The sequence below is a fragment of the Dehalogenimonas alkenigignens genome, from assembly GCF_001466665.1.
Taxonomy (GTDB): Bacteria; Chloroflexota; Dehalococcoidia; order Dehalococcoidales; family Dehalococcoidaceae; genus Dehalogenimonas; species Dehalogenimonas alkenigignens.
The window spans coordinates 174,546-190,700 of the sequence record NZ_KQ758903.1 but is presented as its reverse complement, the minus strand read 5'-3'; the positions used below and the strand labels follow the sequence as shown (position 1 = coordinate 190,700).

The window sequence follows — 16,155 nt, the reverse complement described above, 5'->3', positions numbered from 1 at the left end:
GGGGTCAAAAACGAGGACCAAATGAGTAACATAAACTTCGAACATATCTCCAAGAGTTTCACGGGTGCGGGACTGGTACTGGATGACTTCAACGTGACCGTACCCTCCGGCAGTTTTGTTTCCCTAGTGGGACCGACAGCCTGTGGCAAGTCCACGCTGCTCCGGCTGATACTCGGTCTGGATCAACCCGATGAAGGTCGCATTCATCTCGAAAGCAAAAATAACGATTGCGCTGTACCGTGCGCCATCGCCTTCCAAGAACCGCGGCTACTGCCGTGGCTGACGGTAAGAGAAAACATTGAATTAGTGCTCGAAGGACATTGTCCGGATGGCGCCGGCCGTGCCGCTGAGTTGCTAGGAATGGTGGGACTAGCAGATTTCGCTAACGCCTATCCTAAGGTATTGTCCGGCGGTATGGCGCAGCGGGTGTCGTTGGCGAGAGCACTAGCGTTAGAACCCGATGTTCTTCTTTTAGACGAACCATTTAGCGCTGTTGACGCCCTTACACGAATGAAACTTCAGGATGCGCTGATCCGTATCTACATGGCGCGACCGCGAACAACGCTCATGGTTACCCATGATATCGATGAGGCGCTGCTGACCAGCCAAAAAATTATCGTGCTGTCCTGTCGCCCAGCCAGTATAGTCGATGTCGTCGAGGTCAAGGCGGGGTACCCGCGTGACCGGACTGATACGAACTTGTTTGCACTCAAGACACGCATCCTCAAAGGTTTGGGCATTGTGGCTGAAGACATATTAGAGGGTGCCGGGATCTGATCTCGGGTTGCTTCTTATGAGAAATCGAAATTAGGATTGAGAGGCGGTAAGCAAATGTCAGTGACGATATATCCCACAGGAACAACGATATATGCACCAGAGAAAGCCTGGAATGGTTTTACCATTCTAAGCACCATGGACGGCAATGCCCGCCTTATCTGCATGAATGGCGGCGAAGTCAAGACTTGGAATGGCTTCGGCGGCTTTCCGAATAAAGTCCTACCCGGTGGTTTTCTCTTAGGTAGCACCGGCGTACGCAACAAGAAATACGGTTTCCAAGATCAACTTGATCTGGTGCAAGTGGACTGGGAAGGCAACGTTGTTTGGAAGTTCGATCGGCACGAGCATATCGTTGATCCCGGCGAGGAGCCGCGATGGATGGCTCGGCAACACCACGACTACCAGCGCGAAGGTAATCCGGTTGGCTATTACGTGCCGGGCATGGAGCCAAAAGTGGACGGCGGCACTACCATTATTCTCTGCCACCGGAACGTCAACAATCCGTCCATTTCCAGCAAACAGTTGTTAGATGACGTGATTATCGAAGTGAACTGGAAAGGTGAGAAAGTCTGGGAATGGCAGTGCAGCGACCATTTCGATGAACTGGGTTTTAGCAAGAGCGCCAAGCGGGCATTGGCCAAGCATACCAACATGCTCAACATCGGAGAAGGCTTCGGCGATTGGATGCACCTGAACTCTACCTCAAAGCTCGGTCCCAATCGTTGGTATGATGCCGGAGACGAGCGTTTCAATCCGGAAAATCTGATCTGGAGCAGCCGCCAGTCGAACATCCTGGCTATCATCGATAAGAAGACAGGGAATATCGCCTGGAAGACGGGACCCGACTACAATACCAAAACTCATCGGAAAATAGGTCAAATCATCGGGCCGCACCTTGCTCACATGATCCCCCGCGGATTGCCCGGCGAGGGCAACATTCTGGTTTTCGATAACGGAGGCTGGGCGGGCTACGGCGCTCCGACCCCGGGTTCTCGGAGCGGTGTCAACAACGCCATCAGGGATTTTTCTAGAGTGTTGGAGTTCGATCCAGTAACATTGGAAATCGTCTGGCAATATACGGCCAAAGAAGCTGGATTCAGAACCCCGATCTACGGTAGCAAGTTTTACTCCAGCATCGTTAGTGCTGCCCAGCGTCTGCCGAACGGTAACACTCTGATCACCGAGGGAGTCGAGGGCCGGATATTCGAGGTCACCAACAAGCATGAAATCGTTTGGGAATACGTTAACCCTCATTTCGGGGAACTTTCCAACCTGGTTTACCGCGCTTACCGCCTTCCATACGAATGGGTACCACAGGCGGGAAAACCAGCAGAGACGCCGATCAACCGGCTGAATGTCGTCGATTTCAAGTTGACAGCTTCAACCACAACGACCCATGAATCGCGCGAAGCTCCTGGAAAGATCAAAGGGACATCCGACGGTCAATTCTGCGTTTTACCGGCGGGTGAAGATTAATCTGCTACCGATTACCGAGGATAAAGATGAACACTCACATCCAGACCAAAACAAATGGCTTTGAAAAGGGGCAGCCCAACCACCGCTTGCGGGTGTATCCCAACATCGTCGACCTCATCGCAAACGAGGATAATCCGACGCCGCTGGTCAGGCTTAACCATATAAACCCCAACCCAAACTTCCAGCTTTATCTTAAACTGGAACGATTCAACCCGTTCGGCTCAGTCAAGGACCGCGTTGCCCTCGAGATGCTGCGCGGCCTGGACGCGGATGGAAAAACCATCATCGAGCCGTCGTCCGGCAACACCGGACTGGCGCTGGCAGCCATTGCCAACACCCTGGGAGTGCCAATCGAAATCGCTGTGCCATCCGGCATTCCGGAGGACAAGAAGATTATGCTGCGGCTCCTTGGAGTTAAACTCTGGGAGACCGACGACGCCCTCTGTCCTCGCTTTCCCTCCGAGGGCGCCCGGGGGCTAGTGGATGCGATACTTCGCAGCCCCGCCACCAGGGACGGATACATCAGTCCCAACCAGTACGAGAACGAACTCAACGTCCGGGCTCACTACCGCAACACCGGCCCGGAAATTTGGCGGCAGACCGGAGGAGAATTGACCCATTTCTTCGCCGGTTTCGGCACCTGCGGCACGATTTCTGGCGTGGGGAAATACCTCAAAGAACAAAACCCCGGGGTGAAGATCGTCGGCGTCGAACCGGCGTCGACCGACCACAAGCTGCCAGGGCTCAAGCGCATCTCCGGCTTGCCATCCGAACTGGTGCCGAAAATCCTCGACCAAAGCGTTATAGATGCCCAAGAGGAAGTCACCGACGCTGAAGCCTACGACACGGCTATCGCTCTGGCCAGAAAGGAAGGGATACTCGTCGGTCCAACCACTGGCGCGATCCTGGCTGTAGCCCTGCGGTACGCTACTACAGGTATTGGTATCGCTGTCGTTATTTCCCCGGACGATGCCTTTAAATATGGAAGTTTCTATCGTGATTATCTGAATAAGGAGGCCTCCGAACGTGGAAACTAAAGAGTATAACCTCGTGGATTATGTTTGTCCGCTGTCTCGAATAAAGGCGGCTCAGGTGCTGAATGGCTTAAGTCCCGGGGATGGCGCTAGGATCATCCTGGGCGACGGGGAGTCACTAAAAAGCGTGGCTCAGGAACTGAAGGTACGTGGCATCAAACCGGAATTTGAGAAAGAATCCGAGACCCGTTTTGTGCTAACGGTCGTCAGGTAGTAAGGAGAAAATCGATGAACGGAATTATCATTAATATAAACCCGATTGCCTTAAGTATAGGCGGTTTAGATCTGCGTTGGTACGGCATATTTGTCGCGCTGGCCGTAATCGCGGCCGGTTTCATCACTCACTTTGAAGCCAAACGGCGTTCATTTAATGTGGACATAAGCACATTACTAATGGTCGTTCTACTTGCTGGAATGCTGGGAGCCCGGTTATTCCACGTTGTCGATAACTGGAGTTTTTACGCCACCCAGCCAGAAATGATTTGGCACATTTCTCAAGGTGGGCTGGCAATATGGGGTGGTCTGTTGGGAGGTGGTATCGCTGTTGTGGTATTCGCCAGGTGGCAACGTCTCCCATTATTGAAACTCCTTGATGTAATGGTGCCCGGTGTCATCGTCGGGCTTATCATCGGGAGACTAGCCTGTGTCGTTAACGGCGACACCGTTGGTAGTATCACAAATCTGCCATGGGCCTTCATATATACCAACCCCGGGGCAATGATTAGGCCTGAACTTTTCGGCCAGCCCGTTCATCCTTATGCGGTTTATGAAATGTTGTGGAACGGACTCGGTCTTGCCTTGATTTTGTGGCTGCGTCACCGTCCGCTCCGCGACGGAAGCTTGTTCCTGGCCTTTGTGGTCATCTATGCTGCTGGGCGATTCCTGTTGACCTTCATCCGGGTAGAGAATGAGGTTTTCCTCGGCTTGCAGCAGGCTCAACTTATTGCTTTAGGCATGATCGCCTTCGCCGCTGTTTTGGCTATTGTTTTAAGGCATATTAGACAAGGCGGAACCACACCCGGTGATCAAAACGACAGCCTTGATCGACTGGCATCAGAGACTAAATTGGTTAGGTAACGGGAATATGGTTGGAGGTGGCTTTATGTGGTACGGCGACAACTTAGGAATAGGCATGTGGCTCATGATGTCATTCATGGTGGTTTTTTGGGTCGGAATCGCTGCTCTCGTTGTTTGGTTAATCACCCGAGCAACTAAGTGTAATTCATTTGTCGGTGAGCAACGCACGCCATTGGAAATTGTTCGTGAACGCTATGCCAAAGGCGAAATCTCTAAGGAAGAATTCGAAGAATTGAGGAAAAATCTGGTCTAACTAATCAGCCGACAATATCCGCAGGCAAGCTCCTTGGTGGGGAAGCCAGGGTCCCCGATAGTTGCGCGACTCAACTAGCGGTTCGGAGATACTGTGAAACCCCTCTCGTGTGTTCCCTGGACGTAATCGGGTTTGCCAAGGAGTTTGCCTATTTTAACTTGACACCGAGAAGGGATGTTTCAAGGGCTCTGATTAGACAGATTTCCAATCGGTTCTCAACTACCTCTCCATAAGATAAAAGCCGCTGACCATGATCTGACTACCTTCTAGCCGACTGAAACTCAGCGCTGGTGAAGGTTGACGAAATCGGGTTTTCTAGGTAAAATAACGACTAATAAGATATAATAAGTCAACTATTACAAGGTGACGCAACCGTAGAAAAAGAATCATCATCCCTTGAATATTAGGCTCCGCCTCCCCTTCCCTCCTCCCCGGAGCCTTTTTTAGTACAAAAAATTGATTAACAAGTAACACCGGGAGGAATAAATGGGGAAGTCAATTCCGAAGGTCATCGGCATCCTCGTTATGGCGTTCATGCTGACGCTGGTCGCACCCACCGCCTTAACCGCCAGCGGTGAAGGTCTGGAAGAAGATGTTGATGGTTACCATGTCAGCCTCGCCTTTGCCGCAGGCCAAACCGTGATTGGCCACAACGAAATAATTGTCCACATCGCCGATACCCAAGATCGAGGAGTAGGCAGTGCCTCGGTAACAGTCACCGCCGAACTACACGAGCAGAAAACGATGACTACCGGCGGAGGTCACAGCGCTCATGGGGGTGGCGGCGGCACCCAGGTGGTTCAAGATGTTGTGGTCCGCAGCGCAACCGCAGAACTTGCAGAGGGACCACTCGACGGAGCCTACGAGGGCGAAATCGAACTGGTCGAAGCTGGCCATTGGATGGTAACCGTTGTTTTCGAAATTCAGGGCACTGAAAAGTCCGTCGAGTTTCCGGCGGATATTGCCAAGGACGGCTCGAAAACAGGTATTTTAGGGGCTTTCCTGGGAATCAACGCCGCCATCATTATGGGAGGGGCATTTACCAAGTCAAAGGGTGGTAGATCCCTCAATAACAAACGGCCGGGAGCAGTACGATGAAGCAGAACAATACACCCTCGGCAGTCGAGCGAAACCTGCTGGACAACCGCTTCATCGGCGGGCTGATGAAGAGCAAATGGTACCCGGGTATTATCCAGTGGCCTACCGCCCTGGTCTTCTTCCTCATCATGTATCTCCTCCTCCTCGGGCCCACGATGTCCCACTCCAACTTCGGTTCGGCGCTGACCTGGATACTTTGGTGGCCGCTCATCCCGCTCGTTTTCCTGCTCTTCGGGCGATTTTGGTGCGCCATCTGTCCCTTCGGCACCATCAATGACTTGGTTCAGAAATATGTCGGGCACAATCGCCCGGTACCTAACTTCTTAAAAAAATACGGAGTCTGGATCATCATGGCGGCCTTCATCGCCATCACCTGGGCCGATAACGTCTTTGGCGTTATCAAGTCCCCCTGGGCGTCCGGGGTGCTCCTGCTCCTAATTTTGACCGGCGTGGTCATAAGCGGCGTCTTCTTTGAACGGCGCGCTTGGTGCCGCCACCTGTGCTTCCTGGGTGGCATGTCCAGCAACTACTCACAGACCGGCATGCTGGCGCTGCGAGGCACCCCGGAAAAATGCGCCAAATGTAAAGTCACAGCCTGCTACAAGGGCAACGACAAGGCACCCGGTTGTCCGATGTTTGAATTCCCCCGGACGATGGATACCTCAGGCCAATGCAACCTGTGCGGTTACTGCGTCAAGTCCTGCCCCAATAACTCCCTCACCCTGACCGTTCGCCCGCCAACAAAGGAGTTATGGTCGATCAAAAAGCCACGATTCGCCGCAGCTCTCCTGGCCGTGGTCATCATGGGCATCCTGTTCGTCCAGAACGCGGCCATGCTCGAGATCTGGCAATCGATCTTGTCTGGGCTTGAGGGTGTGCTCGGTACAGACAATAATACGATTCTCTTCACCGCAGCTTTTACCGCAGCAATTGGAGCCCCGATTCTGTTGCTCTGGCTAGCCAGCCTGGCAGCCAAGAAGATCAATGGTGAAACGGTAACCAAAAACTTCGCGCGGTTCGGTTATGCCGTGATTGCTCTGTCGCTTGCCGGCCATATCTCTCACAATCTGTTTCATCTCCTGGGAGAAGGCGGCTCCATCGTCGCCATTGGCGCGACCTTTGTCGGCGCAACCGCCTCCGTCGCCCCTGGGTTGTTCAATGGTTCGATCATCCAGGTGCTTCAATACTTCGTTATCATTCTGGGTATCGCCGGTTCGCTGTATACCACGTACCGCATTGCCAAGAGTAATTTCCCGGACAAGGTTCTGGCAACGGTGCTGCCTTTCGGCGCGCTCATCCTTTCCCTTGGTATCGTCAATCTATTCCTGGCCAGCATGCCGATGACCCATCGGATGTAAGCCGTCGCAAGGTAAATCTAACCGCGCCGGCGAATCAAGAATCGCCGGCGCGGTTTTCGTATAATACGTATGAAACCATTGAAATCGAGGAGACACCATGAATTTCGAGACTGCCGCCATCCACTCGGGAGAACGACCGGACAAGTGTTACGGCGCGCTATCAGTACCCATCTACCAGACATCCAACTTCGTTTTCGAGGATATCGGCAAAACTCGCGGTTATGACTATACTCGCAGCGGTAACCCGACGCGGAAGGTGCTCGAGGACACCATCGCCCGGTTGGAAGGCGGGCACGCTGCCTTCGCTTGCGCCACCGGCATGGCGGCCATTGCCACGGCCTTACATCTGCTGAAGGTCGGCGATCACGTCATCTCCTGTGACGACATTTACGGTGGTACATACCGGCTTTTCCAGAGCGTCATGAGCCGCTTCGGCATCGAGATAACTTTCGCCTGCCTCCGGAGCCGAGCCGAGTTGGAAGCCGCCATCCAGCCGAATACCCGGATGATCTGGCTGGAGACGCCGTCCAACCCGCTGCTCAATATCACAGACCTGGAGATGGTGGCTACCGTCGCCAAAGAACGCCAGATAATGACCGTGCTGGATAACACCTTCGCCTCGCCCTTTTTCCTGCAGCCGGTGTCCTTTGGCATCGATCTGGTCGTCCATTCGACCACCAAATATTTGAACGGCCATTGCGACGTCGTCGGCGGCGCCATAGTCACCACCACGCCCGAGCTGTCGCGGGAGGTCGGGTTTCTAGTCAACACCATGGGTGTGGCCGAAGCCCCTTTCGATGCCTGGCTGGTGCTGCGTGGCATCGAGACGCTGCCGCTACGTATGGCGCGGCATGAAGAAAATAGTTTTGCTGTCGCCCGCTTTCTTAAAGAACAGCCAGGCATCCGCAAGGTGTATTACCCCGGTTTAGCCGATCACCCCGGCCACGACATCGCCAGACGGCAGATGACTGGTTTTGGAGGCGTGGTCTCCTTTGAGATGGAAGGGGGGTTCGACGCGGCCTGTCGTGTTCTCCGTAAGCTGCACCTCTTCGCACTGGCTGAGTCGCTGGGCGGTCCCTCCTCGCTCGCCGAGCACCCGGTGACTATGAGCCACGCCTCCATGTCCGCCGAACATCGGCAGCGCGTCGGCATTAACGATGGTCTGATCAGGCTATCGGTGGGGTTGGAACATATCGACGATCTCATCGCCGACCTGATGCAGGCGCTCTCAACCGAGGATTGACCATATGACTAAAAAACGAGCCTTAGTAGCTCTGAGCGGCGGCGTCGATTCGGCGGTGGCCGCGGCTTTGCTCAAGGATGATGGCTATGAAGTCACCGGGATCATGATGAAAATCTATGATGGCAACGAGAAGAGCTCCGATAGAACTGGAAGACACGGCTGCTACGGCCCCGGTGAGGTTGAGGACATCGATGATGCCCGGAAGGTGGCCGAAAGTCTGGGTATCCGCCTGGAAGTTTTCGACCTAAGTCGAGAGTATGAATTGGAGATACTCAACCAGTTCAAGGCTGAATACCGTGCCGGACGCACCCCGAATCCGTGTATTCACTGTAACCAGAGGATAAAGCTGGGCGCTCTCATCGATAAGGCTCGGGACTCTGGACTAGATTTTGAATTCGTCGCCACCGGGCACTATGCCCGAGTGGAATACAACCCATCATCGGACCGCTACCAACTCCTTCGCGCCATCGATCATTCCAAAGACCAGTCCTATTTCCTATCACGATTGTCGCAAACGCAATTGAAAAACATCCGTTTCCCGCTGGGTGATCTAATTAAAGGGAAAGTGCGGGAATTGGCTGAGAGGTACGGATTGTCGGTTGCCGATAAAGCCGAAAGCCAGAACTTCATCACCGGGGGCTATCACCAACTGGTGAACCAGGAGACTGAAGCGGGAGCAATCGTTGACGAGGCTGGAAGACAGTTAGGCACTCATCCGGGGATTTCCTTTTTCACTATCGGCCAGCGGCATGGGCTTGGACTGTCAGGCACCGAACCGCGGTACGTGACGGCTATCGATCCTGTCCGTAACGCAGTCATCGTAGGAGGTAGAGATTCCCTCTTTACCTCTACTGCTGTGGTAGAAGATTTAAACTGGATCTCCATCGAGCATCTTGACCGTGGCATGGGGGTAATGACGAAAATCCGTTCAGGTAGTCGCATGGTTTCAGCTTGGATCGAACCTTACGTTACTAACCAAGTTAGAGTTACTTTCGACGAATCTCAGATGGCGCCGGCGCCGGGACAGGCGGCGGTATTTTATAAAGGTGATGTCGTGCTGGGTAGCGGAATCATAGCGAAGGCGTTATCCTAGAAGAAAGTTGATGAACATGGAAACCGTCGTCGAAATGATCCGAATGGACCGGGTAGAATGGGACCTGCTTACCGGGATTCTTGACGATCATCCTCATCATAATCTGCATGGCTCAGGCTCGCCCTGGACGAGCCGTGATGTTTACGCCCACCTTGCCCGCTGGATTAGTTATTCAAACAATGACATGGAAGCGTGTTGCGCCGGGCGCGAAATTTCACCACCGATCGAAAACATTGAAGAGATGAATTCTGGGTGGCACCAAGAAGATAGCCGAATGACTCTTGCGGAAGCACGGCAGAAAGCCCATGATGCCTTCAATCGGCGAATACTCATAATCCAATCGATCAGGCCAGACCGCTGGAATAAGGACCTGGAAAAGATAGCCCGGTATGACGGCGTTGGACACTTGTCGGCGCACAGGAGTTACATAAACATTTAAGTCGTGTCTGCAGCTAGATAGAGACCAAAGCGTCTCCAAATGCTGGGTCTTTGCCGGGGGCTAGCATGGATAAAACCAAAAGAAAAACACTACTCCATCAAGGTGCGGGAGAGGGTGACAAATACATCCCTCCTTTAAAATTTGGCTGGTTGACTCCTGCCTTTGATTCACTGCTTCGCCTGACCATGCGCGAACTGGTTTTCAAACGTCAATTGATAGATCAAGCCCATGTCGAAAAGGGGTATCGGATACTTGATGTGGGATGCGGAACGGGCACTCTGGCAATTATGATCAAGAGCGCCCATCCAGATTCTAAAGTGACCGGTCTCGATGCAGATGCCAAGGCTCTGGAAATTGCCGGTTTGAAAATCAAGAACGCGGGACTTGAAATCTATTTGATCAGGGGGATGTCCTACAATTTACCGTTCCCCGATGGCATCTTTGATCGTGCGTTTTCCAGCTTGATGTTCCACCATTTAGATCGGAACAATAAACAACGGACCTTGCAGGAGGTTTTCCGGGTGCTACGGCCGGGTGGAGAATTTCATCTCGCAGATTTCGGCCGGCCGCGAAATCCTGCCATGTATCTGATCTCGCAACTTCTCACTCTATTTGAAAGGACCCAGGATAACATCCGAGGCTTACTGCCCGGCATGATTATTGACGCAGGTTTTGAAATGGTTGAAGAAACGGCCAATTATCTAACCATGTTCGGCAATCTGAGATTATACCGAGCTCGAAAACCCCGGTAAATCAAATGTGTGTGACGGCGTCTCATCTGTAATCCCACGTGCGGAGTCGCCCGATGAGGGCGCACACCATCTAAACTAACTTATTTACCCCAATAAGTATTTTGTGCCCCGTTTTGGGTCTAGGGCCAGCCGGGTTCCAGGGTGTTGAAATAGGAGGTCTTGGCGTCAGCTACGGTCATCGCCAGGTCGCCGCCCTGGTTTGTATAAGGTACCAGAGCCTTGGGGTAATTCACGCAAGCGCCGTCGATGCCGTCGCCGGTCTTTGCGTTGAAACGGGTCCCGCAGGTATCACACTGCAGCACATCTCCGACCAACGAGTAGTTGTACGAGCGGCAGGGCACGCATAGATTAGCCCTGACGTACTGTTTGTTGTCGAGTTTGTAGGCCATGAAAGGCATCTGGCCTTCCGGAATGGTTACCCAGAAGTGGACGATTGTATCCTGGTTGATGACCTGCGCCGGCACTGACACTGTATCCAGAACCACTTTAGGAGTTATCCAGGTGGCCTTGATCCGTCCGCCTACTGCTGCCGCGCCGGTTTGGGTGGTGGTCGTGCCGCTAGTCCCGGAACTGCATCCGGCAACTATCAGCACCAGAGCGAGGATCATTAACGCCGCGATTTTTACCCTGAACTTCGAGAACATCTTGTTACTCTCCTCCTAATTTGCTGTTGTCCACTATTTCGACGACCTTGCCGTCCTTGAGGTGCAATGTTTTCTGAGCGCGGCGGGCAACCTCTGGGGCATGGGTGACCATGACGACGCTTCGTCCCTCAGCGTGCAATTCCTCGAACAAATGGAGGATCTCACCGCCGGTCTTCTGGTCGATGTTGCCGGTCGGTTCGTCGGCTAGGATGATCCTGGGATCGGAGATCAGCGCCCGGGCGATAGCTACCCGCTGCTGTTCACCACCTGAGAGCTGGCCGGGTTTATGGTAAGCCCGCTTGGCAAGCCCGACCCGTCCTAGTGCCTCCAGGGCTTTATTGGTGTCAGCCTTAGCGCCCGAGTAGATCAATGGTAAGAGCACGTTCTCAACCGCAGTCAGCGACGGCAACAAATGGTACTGCTGAAATACATAGGCCAATTTACCTCGGCGCAGGTTTACCAGCTGGTTTTCTGTGAGATTATCGACACGTTGATTGTTAAGTATAATCTCGCCGGATGACAGATTATCCAGCCCGCCGATGATATTGAGCAAGGTAGATTTGCCGCTGCCGGAGGGCCCCATGATTGCTAGGAAAGAGCCGCTTTCGACGGTGAACGATACGCCGTCAAGAGCTTTTACCTGGCTCTCACCCTCGCCGTAGATTTTACAGACGTTTTTGACTTCAAGCATACGTTTTCCTTATAACGATCGGAAGGAATCTGCCACCCGGATTCTGGTGGCCCGGTAAGCTGGGTAGGCTGCTGCCAGTACCGCCACTAACACCGAAACACCCAGCGAAAGCGGCAGGAAAGCTATAACGTACCTTATGGCGGTACCTTCGAAGATCAAAGGGCCGATGGCATAAGCAAGGGCGGAACCGAAGAGATAACCGAAAACGCCGCCGATGAGACCGACGATGACCGCCTCCTCTAGGAACGCGAACAGGATCTGGTTCTGAGAGGAACCCACCGCCCGCATGATGCCGATGTCTTTCCGGCGCTCGTGCACCGAGGTCATCATGGTGTTGGCAACGCCGAAGGCGCCGATGAACAAGGTGACGCCGCCCAGAGCCAGCATCAAGCGGTTGATCCGGTCGAGCATGCCCAGTTCACTCTGAGCCACCTGTTTCACCGCCACCGCCCGAACGCCAGGGACGGCACCGTTGATGGCTGCGGCGATGGTCTCCACCGGGCAGGCGTTGCACAAGGCGCGAACATCGATCATGGACACCAACCCTACCTTGCCGGAGACTTTTTGTAGAGTTGCCAGGTTGGTGAACAACTGGGTGTCGTCAGCGGAGCCGGTTTCTTCAAGCACGCCGGCAACGAGGAAATCGGCGCCATGGATACGCACCGTATCGCCGGATTCCAAGCTAAGTACCGTCGCTACGGTGGATCCCAGTAGAACTTCATTACCTTTATCGAGATATGTGCCGCTCTGGATCTTCCACCAGGTGCGCACTTTGAGCTCCGCGGCTGGGTAAATCCCAACGACCATCGCCTGGGCATCATTGACTGCGGTCACTGAGTACAACCTTGGAGCCACGGTGGCCACATTGGAATCGGCGTCGATCCCCGGCAGAATCGCTTGGATTTGGCCGTTAGACAGCGCCTCACGGATTTGTTTGTCAGCGATATCCTGGATCTCGGCAATTCGGGAGTCCGGAATATAAGTCTCACCGACGGTAACTTGTCCCAGGCTGAGGTTTCCCAGGGTCATATCAAGTGAGGATATAGCTGGGGTAATGGTTAGATTGGGGCCGTACTTTTCCAGTTGGTTGACGATCCTGGACTGTCCGGAATCGGCCACGGTGAGAATACCGACCACGGTCATAGTGCCGATGATGACTCCGAGAGCGGCATAGAGGACGCGCTTTTTGCGTCGAGAAATGTCTTTAAGGATCAGCTGGTACAGTTTCATCTGATACTGTCCCCTCTTAACGATTGATACTTTACTAATATGACCTAAATAGTCGGATATGATTATACCGCACTCGGCATGATCTAGCAATACGTAAATATACTTAATTTGAAGAAGAAACAGAGACTGTGGGTGTCTTGGTGGAAAGACTTGCAGTAGGTCGCCCGTCAAATCTCCAACTTCATCATGAAACGGAGATATAGCAGCAGAATTGGGACACTTGATAGAAGCATGATGCCTCGACTATCTCACCGAAAACCCCGATGGTAGGAAGATGGCAAGCAGTCCCTAGGCGAGGCACCCGCGCCGTTAGGTTTCATTCAGGGGCAGCGCCTTAAACGTTTAATGATGATGTTCGTGGCTAACCGGTATCTCGAACGGCGGTTTCTCTCCGCGGCGCTCGTAGTAGTTTTCAATGGCTTTCTTTAAAGCTTCCTCCGCCAGTACCGAGCAATGCATCTTGACCGGCGGCAAGCCTCCGAGCGCTTCGGCTACGGCTTTATTGGAGATCTCCAGGGCTTCTTCGATGGTCTTGCCTTTGACCATCTCCGTGACCATGGAACTGGTGGCTATGGCGGCGCCGCAGCCGAAGGTCTTAAATGAGGCATCGGTGATAATGCCATCATTCACCTTGATGTACAGTTCCATGACATCGCCGCAGATAGGGTTGCCGACACGACCGACGCCGTCGGGGTTCTCCATCTCGCCTATGTTGCGGGGATTTCTGACGTGATCAATGACCAAAGGACTATAAGCGGCGGGGCCGGTTGAAGTCATATCGTTCTCCTAACGAACTAAGCCTACCGACTTGGGTGCAAGCGGCGACATAGCTCTCAATTTTTTCACAATGCGCGGCAAAGCCTCGATAACGGAGTCGATATCTTCCCCGGTGGTGAATTTCCCCAGGGAGAACCGCAGCGAGCCGTGGGCTTCCTCGGCGATCTTGCCGCAAGCCAGCAGTACGTGCGATGGCTCCAGGGACGACGAGGAGCAGGCTGAGCCGGTGGAGGCGCAGATGCCCTCGAAATCCAGGTTGAGCAGGAGCGATTCACCCTCGACATAGTCGAAGGAGATATTGACGTTGTTGGGTAGCCGTAGGGTGTGGTGGCCGTTGGGGTGGGAGTCAGGGATGCGGGTCAGCAGTTCGGAGGATAGCCTGTCGCGAAGGAGCGTCAATCTCACGGCCTCGTCAGCCATCTCCGCCTTGGCGATCGCCGCCGCTTCTCCAAAGCCGACTATACCAGGAACATTTTCGGTGCCGGGTCGCTTGCCCCGCTCCTGGCTGCCGCCGGAGAGCAGGGAATCTATGCGGACGCCTTTCCTGATGTACAGGGCACCGATACCCTTGGGGCCGTAGAGCTTATGGCCGGAGATGGATAACATATCGACGTTCAGGTCATTCACGTTAATCGGCAGATGGCCGGCAGTCTGCACCGCGTCCACGTGGAACAGGACCCCGTGTTCCCGGGCAATCTTGCCGATCTCGGCCACCGGCTGGACAGTACCGATCTCGTTGTTGGCATGCATGACTGAAATCAGGATGGTAGGGCGTTACCGCTTTTTTCACCTCTTCGGGGTCTACGAGGCCGTACTTATCGACCGGCACCAGGGTGATGTCGAAGCCATGTTTGGACAGGTATTGGCAGCTCTCGATGACGGCATGATGTTCGATGGCGGTAGTGATGATGTGGTTGCCCTTTTCAGCCTTGGCCCAGGCCGTGCCTTTGAGCGCCCAGTTGTCGGCCTCGGTGCCGCCGCTGGTGAAATAGACCTCGTCGGCGCGGGCACCGATGAGCGCAGCTACTTTGCCGCGGGCCTCTTCAACTGCCGTGCGGGCTGTCTGTCCCGCTGAATGAACGGATGACGGGTTGCCGTACAAGTCCTCAAGATATGGCAGCATCGCCTCTTTGACCCGGGGGTCGACAGGCGTCGTCGCCGCGTTATCCAGATATACTTGTTTCATATTGGTTTCCTTCGTTAAACGATGGGAGGAGTTGGATAGACTTCCTGGAACAACCAGGTGGAGAGATAGCGCTCGCCGGTATCCGGTAGTACCACTATGATCAGTTTTCCTTTCATTTCCGGTCGTTTTGCCAACTCCACCGCCGCCCAGGTTGCGGCGCCTGAAGAGATGCCGGCCAGGATGCCCTCCTCCCGTGCTAGGCGACGAGCCATGATGCCGGCGTTCTCGTTGGATACCTGAATTATCTCATCGATGAGATCGGTCCTTAAAACCTGGGGCACAAAACCGGCGCCGATCCCCTGGATCTTGTGGGGGCCTGGCTTGCCGCCGGATAGCACCGGCGATGCTGCCGGCTCCACGGCAAAGGCCTTGAAAGACTGCTTTCGTTTTTTAAGTTCCTCGGCGACGCCCGTGATGGTGCCACCCGTGCCAACACCAGCGACCAGTACATCCGCTCGGCCCTCGGTATCGCGCCAGATTTCATCCGCCGTGGTTAGGCGGTGGATCTCCGGGTTGGCCGGGTTCTTGAACTGCTGCGGCATGAAGTAACCTGGATTGGCGTCAGCCAGTTCGGTGGCGCGGCGGATGGCGCCACCCATGCCCTCGCTCCCTGGGGTGAGGATGATCTCAGCACCCAGGATGGCGAGGAGTTGTCGTCGTTCCATGGAGAAGGTTTCCGGCATGGTCAGGATCAGCCGATAGCCGCGGGCGGCGGCGGCGAAGGCCAAAGCTATGCCTGTGTTGCCGGAGGTCGGTTCAACGATCGTTGTCCCGGGCTTGAGTTTGCCCGAAGCCTCGGCGTCGGTGATCATGGCCACGCCAATGCGGTCCTTGACCGAGTGCAGGGGGTTGAATGATTCCAGTTTGGCCACTACCTCGGCGCCCGCACCTGACGTTACCCGGTTAAGACGAACCAGCGGCGTATTGCCGATAGTCTCGGTGATGTCAGTGGCGATGCCGCGGGTTAGCGCGGGGAAGCTTTTGTTCCTGAAAGTCACCTTTTCGACTTTACGCTCAGTTTCCATTC

At 54.2% G+C, this 16,155-nt stretch carries 17 protein-coding genes and 1 pseudogene; 12 read left to right on the top strand and 6 right to left on the bottom strand.

Going from position 1 to position 16,155, the window contains the following annotated elements; translation table 11 throughout:
* The first annotated feature begins 21 nt into the window (after window positions 1-21).
* The 12 genes from DEALK_RS01030 to DEALK_RS00975 all read left to right on the top strand — a co-directional run bounded on the left by DEALK_RS01030 (window position 22) and on the right by DEALK_RS00975 (window position 10,600).
* Window positions 22-777: an ABC transporter ATP-binding protein gene (locus tag DEALK_RS01030; protein ID WP_058437886.1), complete on the top strand. Its 756-nt coding sequence runs from the start codon at window positions 22-24 to the stop codon at window positions 775-777.
* 54 nt (window positions 778-831) lie between these two features.
* The gene (locus DEALK_RS01025; protein WP_058437884.1) at window positions 832-2,253 is read left to right on the top strand and encodes an aryl-sulfate sulfotransferase; all 1,422 of its coding nucleotides are present in this window, start codon (window positions 832-834) and stop codon (window positions 2,251-2,253) included.
* Between the two features lie 26 nt (window positions 2,254-2,279).
* Entirely contained in the window at window positions 2,280-3,290 is a 1,011-nt protein-coding gene (locus DEALK_RS01020) for a PLP-dependent cysteine synthase family protein (protein ID WP_058437883.1), read from the top strand.
* Complete coding sequence (locus tag DEALK_RS01015) at window positions 3,280-3,501, top strand: sulfurtransferase TusA family protein (RefSeq protein WP_058437881.1); 222 nt, start codon at window positions 3,280-3,282, stop codon at window positions 3,499-3,501. Before DEALK_RS01020 ends, DEALK_RS01015 begins: the two co-directional genes overlap by 11 nt.
* A 14-nt stretch (window positions 3,502-3,515) precedes the next feature.
* Window positions 3,516-4,364: a prolipoprotein diacylglyceryl transferase gene (lgt, locus tag DEALK_RS01010; protein ID WP_058437879.1), complete on the top strand. Its 849-nt coding sequence runs from the start codon at window positions 3,516-3,518 to the stop codon at window positions 4,362-4,364.
* Window positions 4,365-4,389: 25 nt separating this feature from the next.
* Window positions 4,390-4,617, top strand: a complete 228-nt coding sequence (locus DEALK_RS01005; RefSeq protein WP_058437878.1) for an SHOCT domain-containing protein — start codon at window positions 4,390-4,392, stop codon at window positions 4,615-4,617.
* 486 nt (window positions 4,618-5,103) lie between these two features.
* Window positions 5,104-5,715, top strand: coding sequence for a hypothetical protein (locus tag DEALK_RS01000; protein ID WP_058437876.1), 612 nt, complete (start codon window positions 5,104-5,106; stop codon window positions 5,713-5,715).
* Window positions 5,712-7,073 (top strand): 4Fe-4S binding protein, encoded by a 1,362-nt coding sequence (locus tag DEALK_RS00995; RefSeq protein ID WP_058437874.1) that lies wholly within the window; start codon window positions 5,712-5,714, stop codon window positions 7,071-7,073. The genes DEALK_RS01000 and DEALK_RS00995 overlap by 4 nt, the downstream gene beginning before the upstream one ends.
* Before the next feature lie 97 nt (window positions 7,074-7,170).
* Entirely contained in the window at window positions 7,171-8,316 is a 1,146-nt protein-coding gene (locus tag DEALK_RS00990; RefSeq protein ID WP_058437872.1) for a trans-sulfuration enzyme family protein, read from the top strand.
* 4 nt (window positions 8,317-8,320) lie between these two features.
* The gene (gene mnmA, locus DEALK_RS00985) at window positions 8,321-9,409 is read left to right on the top strand and encodes a tRNA 2-thiouridine(34) synthase MnmA (RefSeq protein ID WP_058437870.1); all 1,089 of its coding nucleotides are present in this window, start codon (window positions 8,321-8,323) and stop codon (window positions 9,407-9,409) included.
* Window positions 9,410-9,419: 10 nt separating this feature from the next.
* Window positions 9,420-9,848, top strand: a complete 429-nt coding sequence (locus DEALK_RS00980; protein WP_058437868.1) for a hypothetical protein — start codon at window positions 9,420-9,422, stop codon at window positions 9,846-9,848.
* 65 nt (window positions 9,849-9,913) lie between these two features.
* The gene (locus tag DEALK_RS00975; RefSeq protein WP_058437867.1) at window positions 9,914-10,600 is read left to right on the top strand and encodes a class I SAM-dependent methyltransferase; all 687 of its coding nucleotides are present in this window, start codon (window positions 9,914-9,916) and stop codon (window positions 10,598-10,600) included.
* A gap of 119 nt (window positions 10,601-10,719) precedes the next feature.
* Here the strand turns inward: DEALK_RS00975 and DEALK_RS00970 are convergent, their stop codons facing one another.
* The 6 genes and pseudogenes from DEALK_RS00970 to cysK all read right to left on the bottom strand — a co-directional run bounded on the left by DEALK_RS00970 (window position 10,720) and on the right by cysK (window position 16,153).
* Complete coding sequence (locus tag DEALK_RS00970) at window positions 10,720-11,244, bottom strand: Fe-S-containing protein (protein WP_058437865.1); 525 nt, start codon at window positions 11,242-11,244, stop codon at window positions 10,720-10,722.
* Between the two features lie 4 nt (window positions 11,245-11,248).
* Window positions 11,249-11,935, bottom strand: coding sequence for an ABC transporter ATP-binding protein (locus DEALK_RS00965; protein ID WP_058437863.1), 687 nt, complete (start codon window positions 11,933-11,935; stop codon window positions 11,249-11,251).
* 9 nt (window positions 11,936-11,944) lie between these two features.
* A complete protein-coding gene (locus DEALK_RS00960) occupies window positions 11,945-13,165 on the bottom strand; it encodes an ABC transporter permease (protein WP_058437861.1) in 1,221 nt (406 codons plus the stop codon).
* Window positions 13,166-13,507: 342 nt separating this feature from the next.
* Window positions 13,508-13,942: a Fe-S cluster assembly scaffold protein NifU gene (nifU, locus tag DEALK_RS00955; RefSeq protein WP_058437859.1), complete on the bottom strand. Its 435-nt coding sequence runs from the start codon at window positions 13,940-13,942 to the stop codon at window positions 13,508-13,510.
* Window positions 13,943-13,951: 9 nt separating this feature from the next.
* Window positions 13,952-15,128: pseudogene (gene nifS, locus DEALK_RS00950) on the bottom strand (cysteine desulfurase NifS).
* Between the two features lie 14 nt (window positions 15,129-15,142).
* A complete protein-coding gene (cysK, locus tag DEALK_RS00945; RefSeq protein ID WP_058437857.1) occupies window positions 15,143-16,153 on the bottom strand; it encodes a cysteine synthase A in 1,011 nt (336 codons plus the stop codon).
* Between the last annotated feature and the right edge of the window lie 2 nt (window positions 16,154-16,155).

Bases quoted from the DNA above. Each gene is read 5' to 3' on its own strand.
- DEALK_RS00980 (WP_058437868.1), top strand. From the start codon at position 9,420: ATGAACATGGAAACCGTCGTCGAAATGATCCGAATGGACCGGGTAGAA.
- DEALK_RS00975 (WP_058437867.1), top strand. From the start codon at position 9,914: ATGGATAAAACCAAAAGAAAAACACTACTCCATCAAGGTGCGGGAGAG.
- DEALK_RS01020 (WP_058437883.1), top strand. From the start codon at position 2,280: ATGAACACTCACATCCAGACCAAAACAAATGGCTTTGAAAAGGGGCAG.
- DEALK_RS01025 (WP_058437884.1), top strand. From the start codon at position 832: ATGTCAGTGACGATATATCCCACAGGAACAACGATATATGCACCAGAG.
- DEALK_RS01030 (WP_058437886.1), top strand. From the start codon at position 22: ATGAGTAACATAAACTTCGAACATATCTCCAAGAGTTTCACGGGTGCG.
- lgt (WP_058437879.1), top strand. From the start codon at position 3,516: ATGAACGGAATTATCATTAATATAAACCCGATTGCCTTAAGTATAGGC.
- DEALK_RS00995 (WP_058437874.1), top strand. From the start codon at position 5,712: ATGAAGCAGAACAATACACCCTCGGCAGTCGAGCGAAACCTGCTGGAC.
- DEALK_RS00960 (WP_058437861.1), bottom strand. From the start codon at position 13,165: ATGAAACTGTACCAGCTGATCCTTAAAGACATTTCTCGACGCAAAAAG.
- mnmA (WP_058437870.1), top strand. From the start codon at position 8,321: ATGACTAAAAAACGAGCCTTAGTAGCTCTGAGCGGCGGCGTCGATTCG.
- DEALK_RS00990 (WP_058437872.1), top strand. From the start codon at position 7,171: ATGAATTTCGAGACTGCCGCCATCCACTCGGGAGAACGACCGGACAAG.
- nifU (WP_058437859.1), bottom strand. From the start codon at position 13,942: ATGACTTCAACCGGCCCCGCCGCTTATAGTCCTTTGGTCATTGATCAC.
- DEALK_RS01000 (WP_058437876.1), top strand. From the start codon at position 5,104: ATGGGGAAGTCAATTCCGAAGGTCATCGGCATCCTCGTTATGGCGTTC.
- DEALK_RS00965 (WP_058437863.1), bottom strand. From the start codon at position 11,935: ATGCTTGAAGTCAAAAACGTCTGTAAAATCTACGGCGAGGGTGAGAGC.
- cysK (WP_058437857.1), bottom strand. From the start codon at position 16,153: ATGGAAACTGAGCGTAAAGTCGAAAAGGTGACTTTCAGGAACAAAAGC.
- DEALK_RS01005 (WP_058437878.1), top strand. From the start codon at position 4,390: ATGTGGTACGGCGACAACTTAGGAATAGGCATGTGGCTCATGATGTCA.
- DEALK_RS00970 (WP_058437865.1), bottom strand. From the start codon at position 11,244: ATGTTCTCGAAGTTCAGGGTAAAAATCGCGGCGTTAATGATCCTCGCT.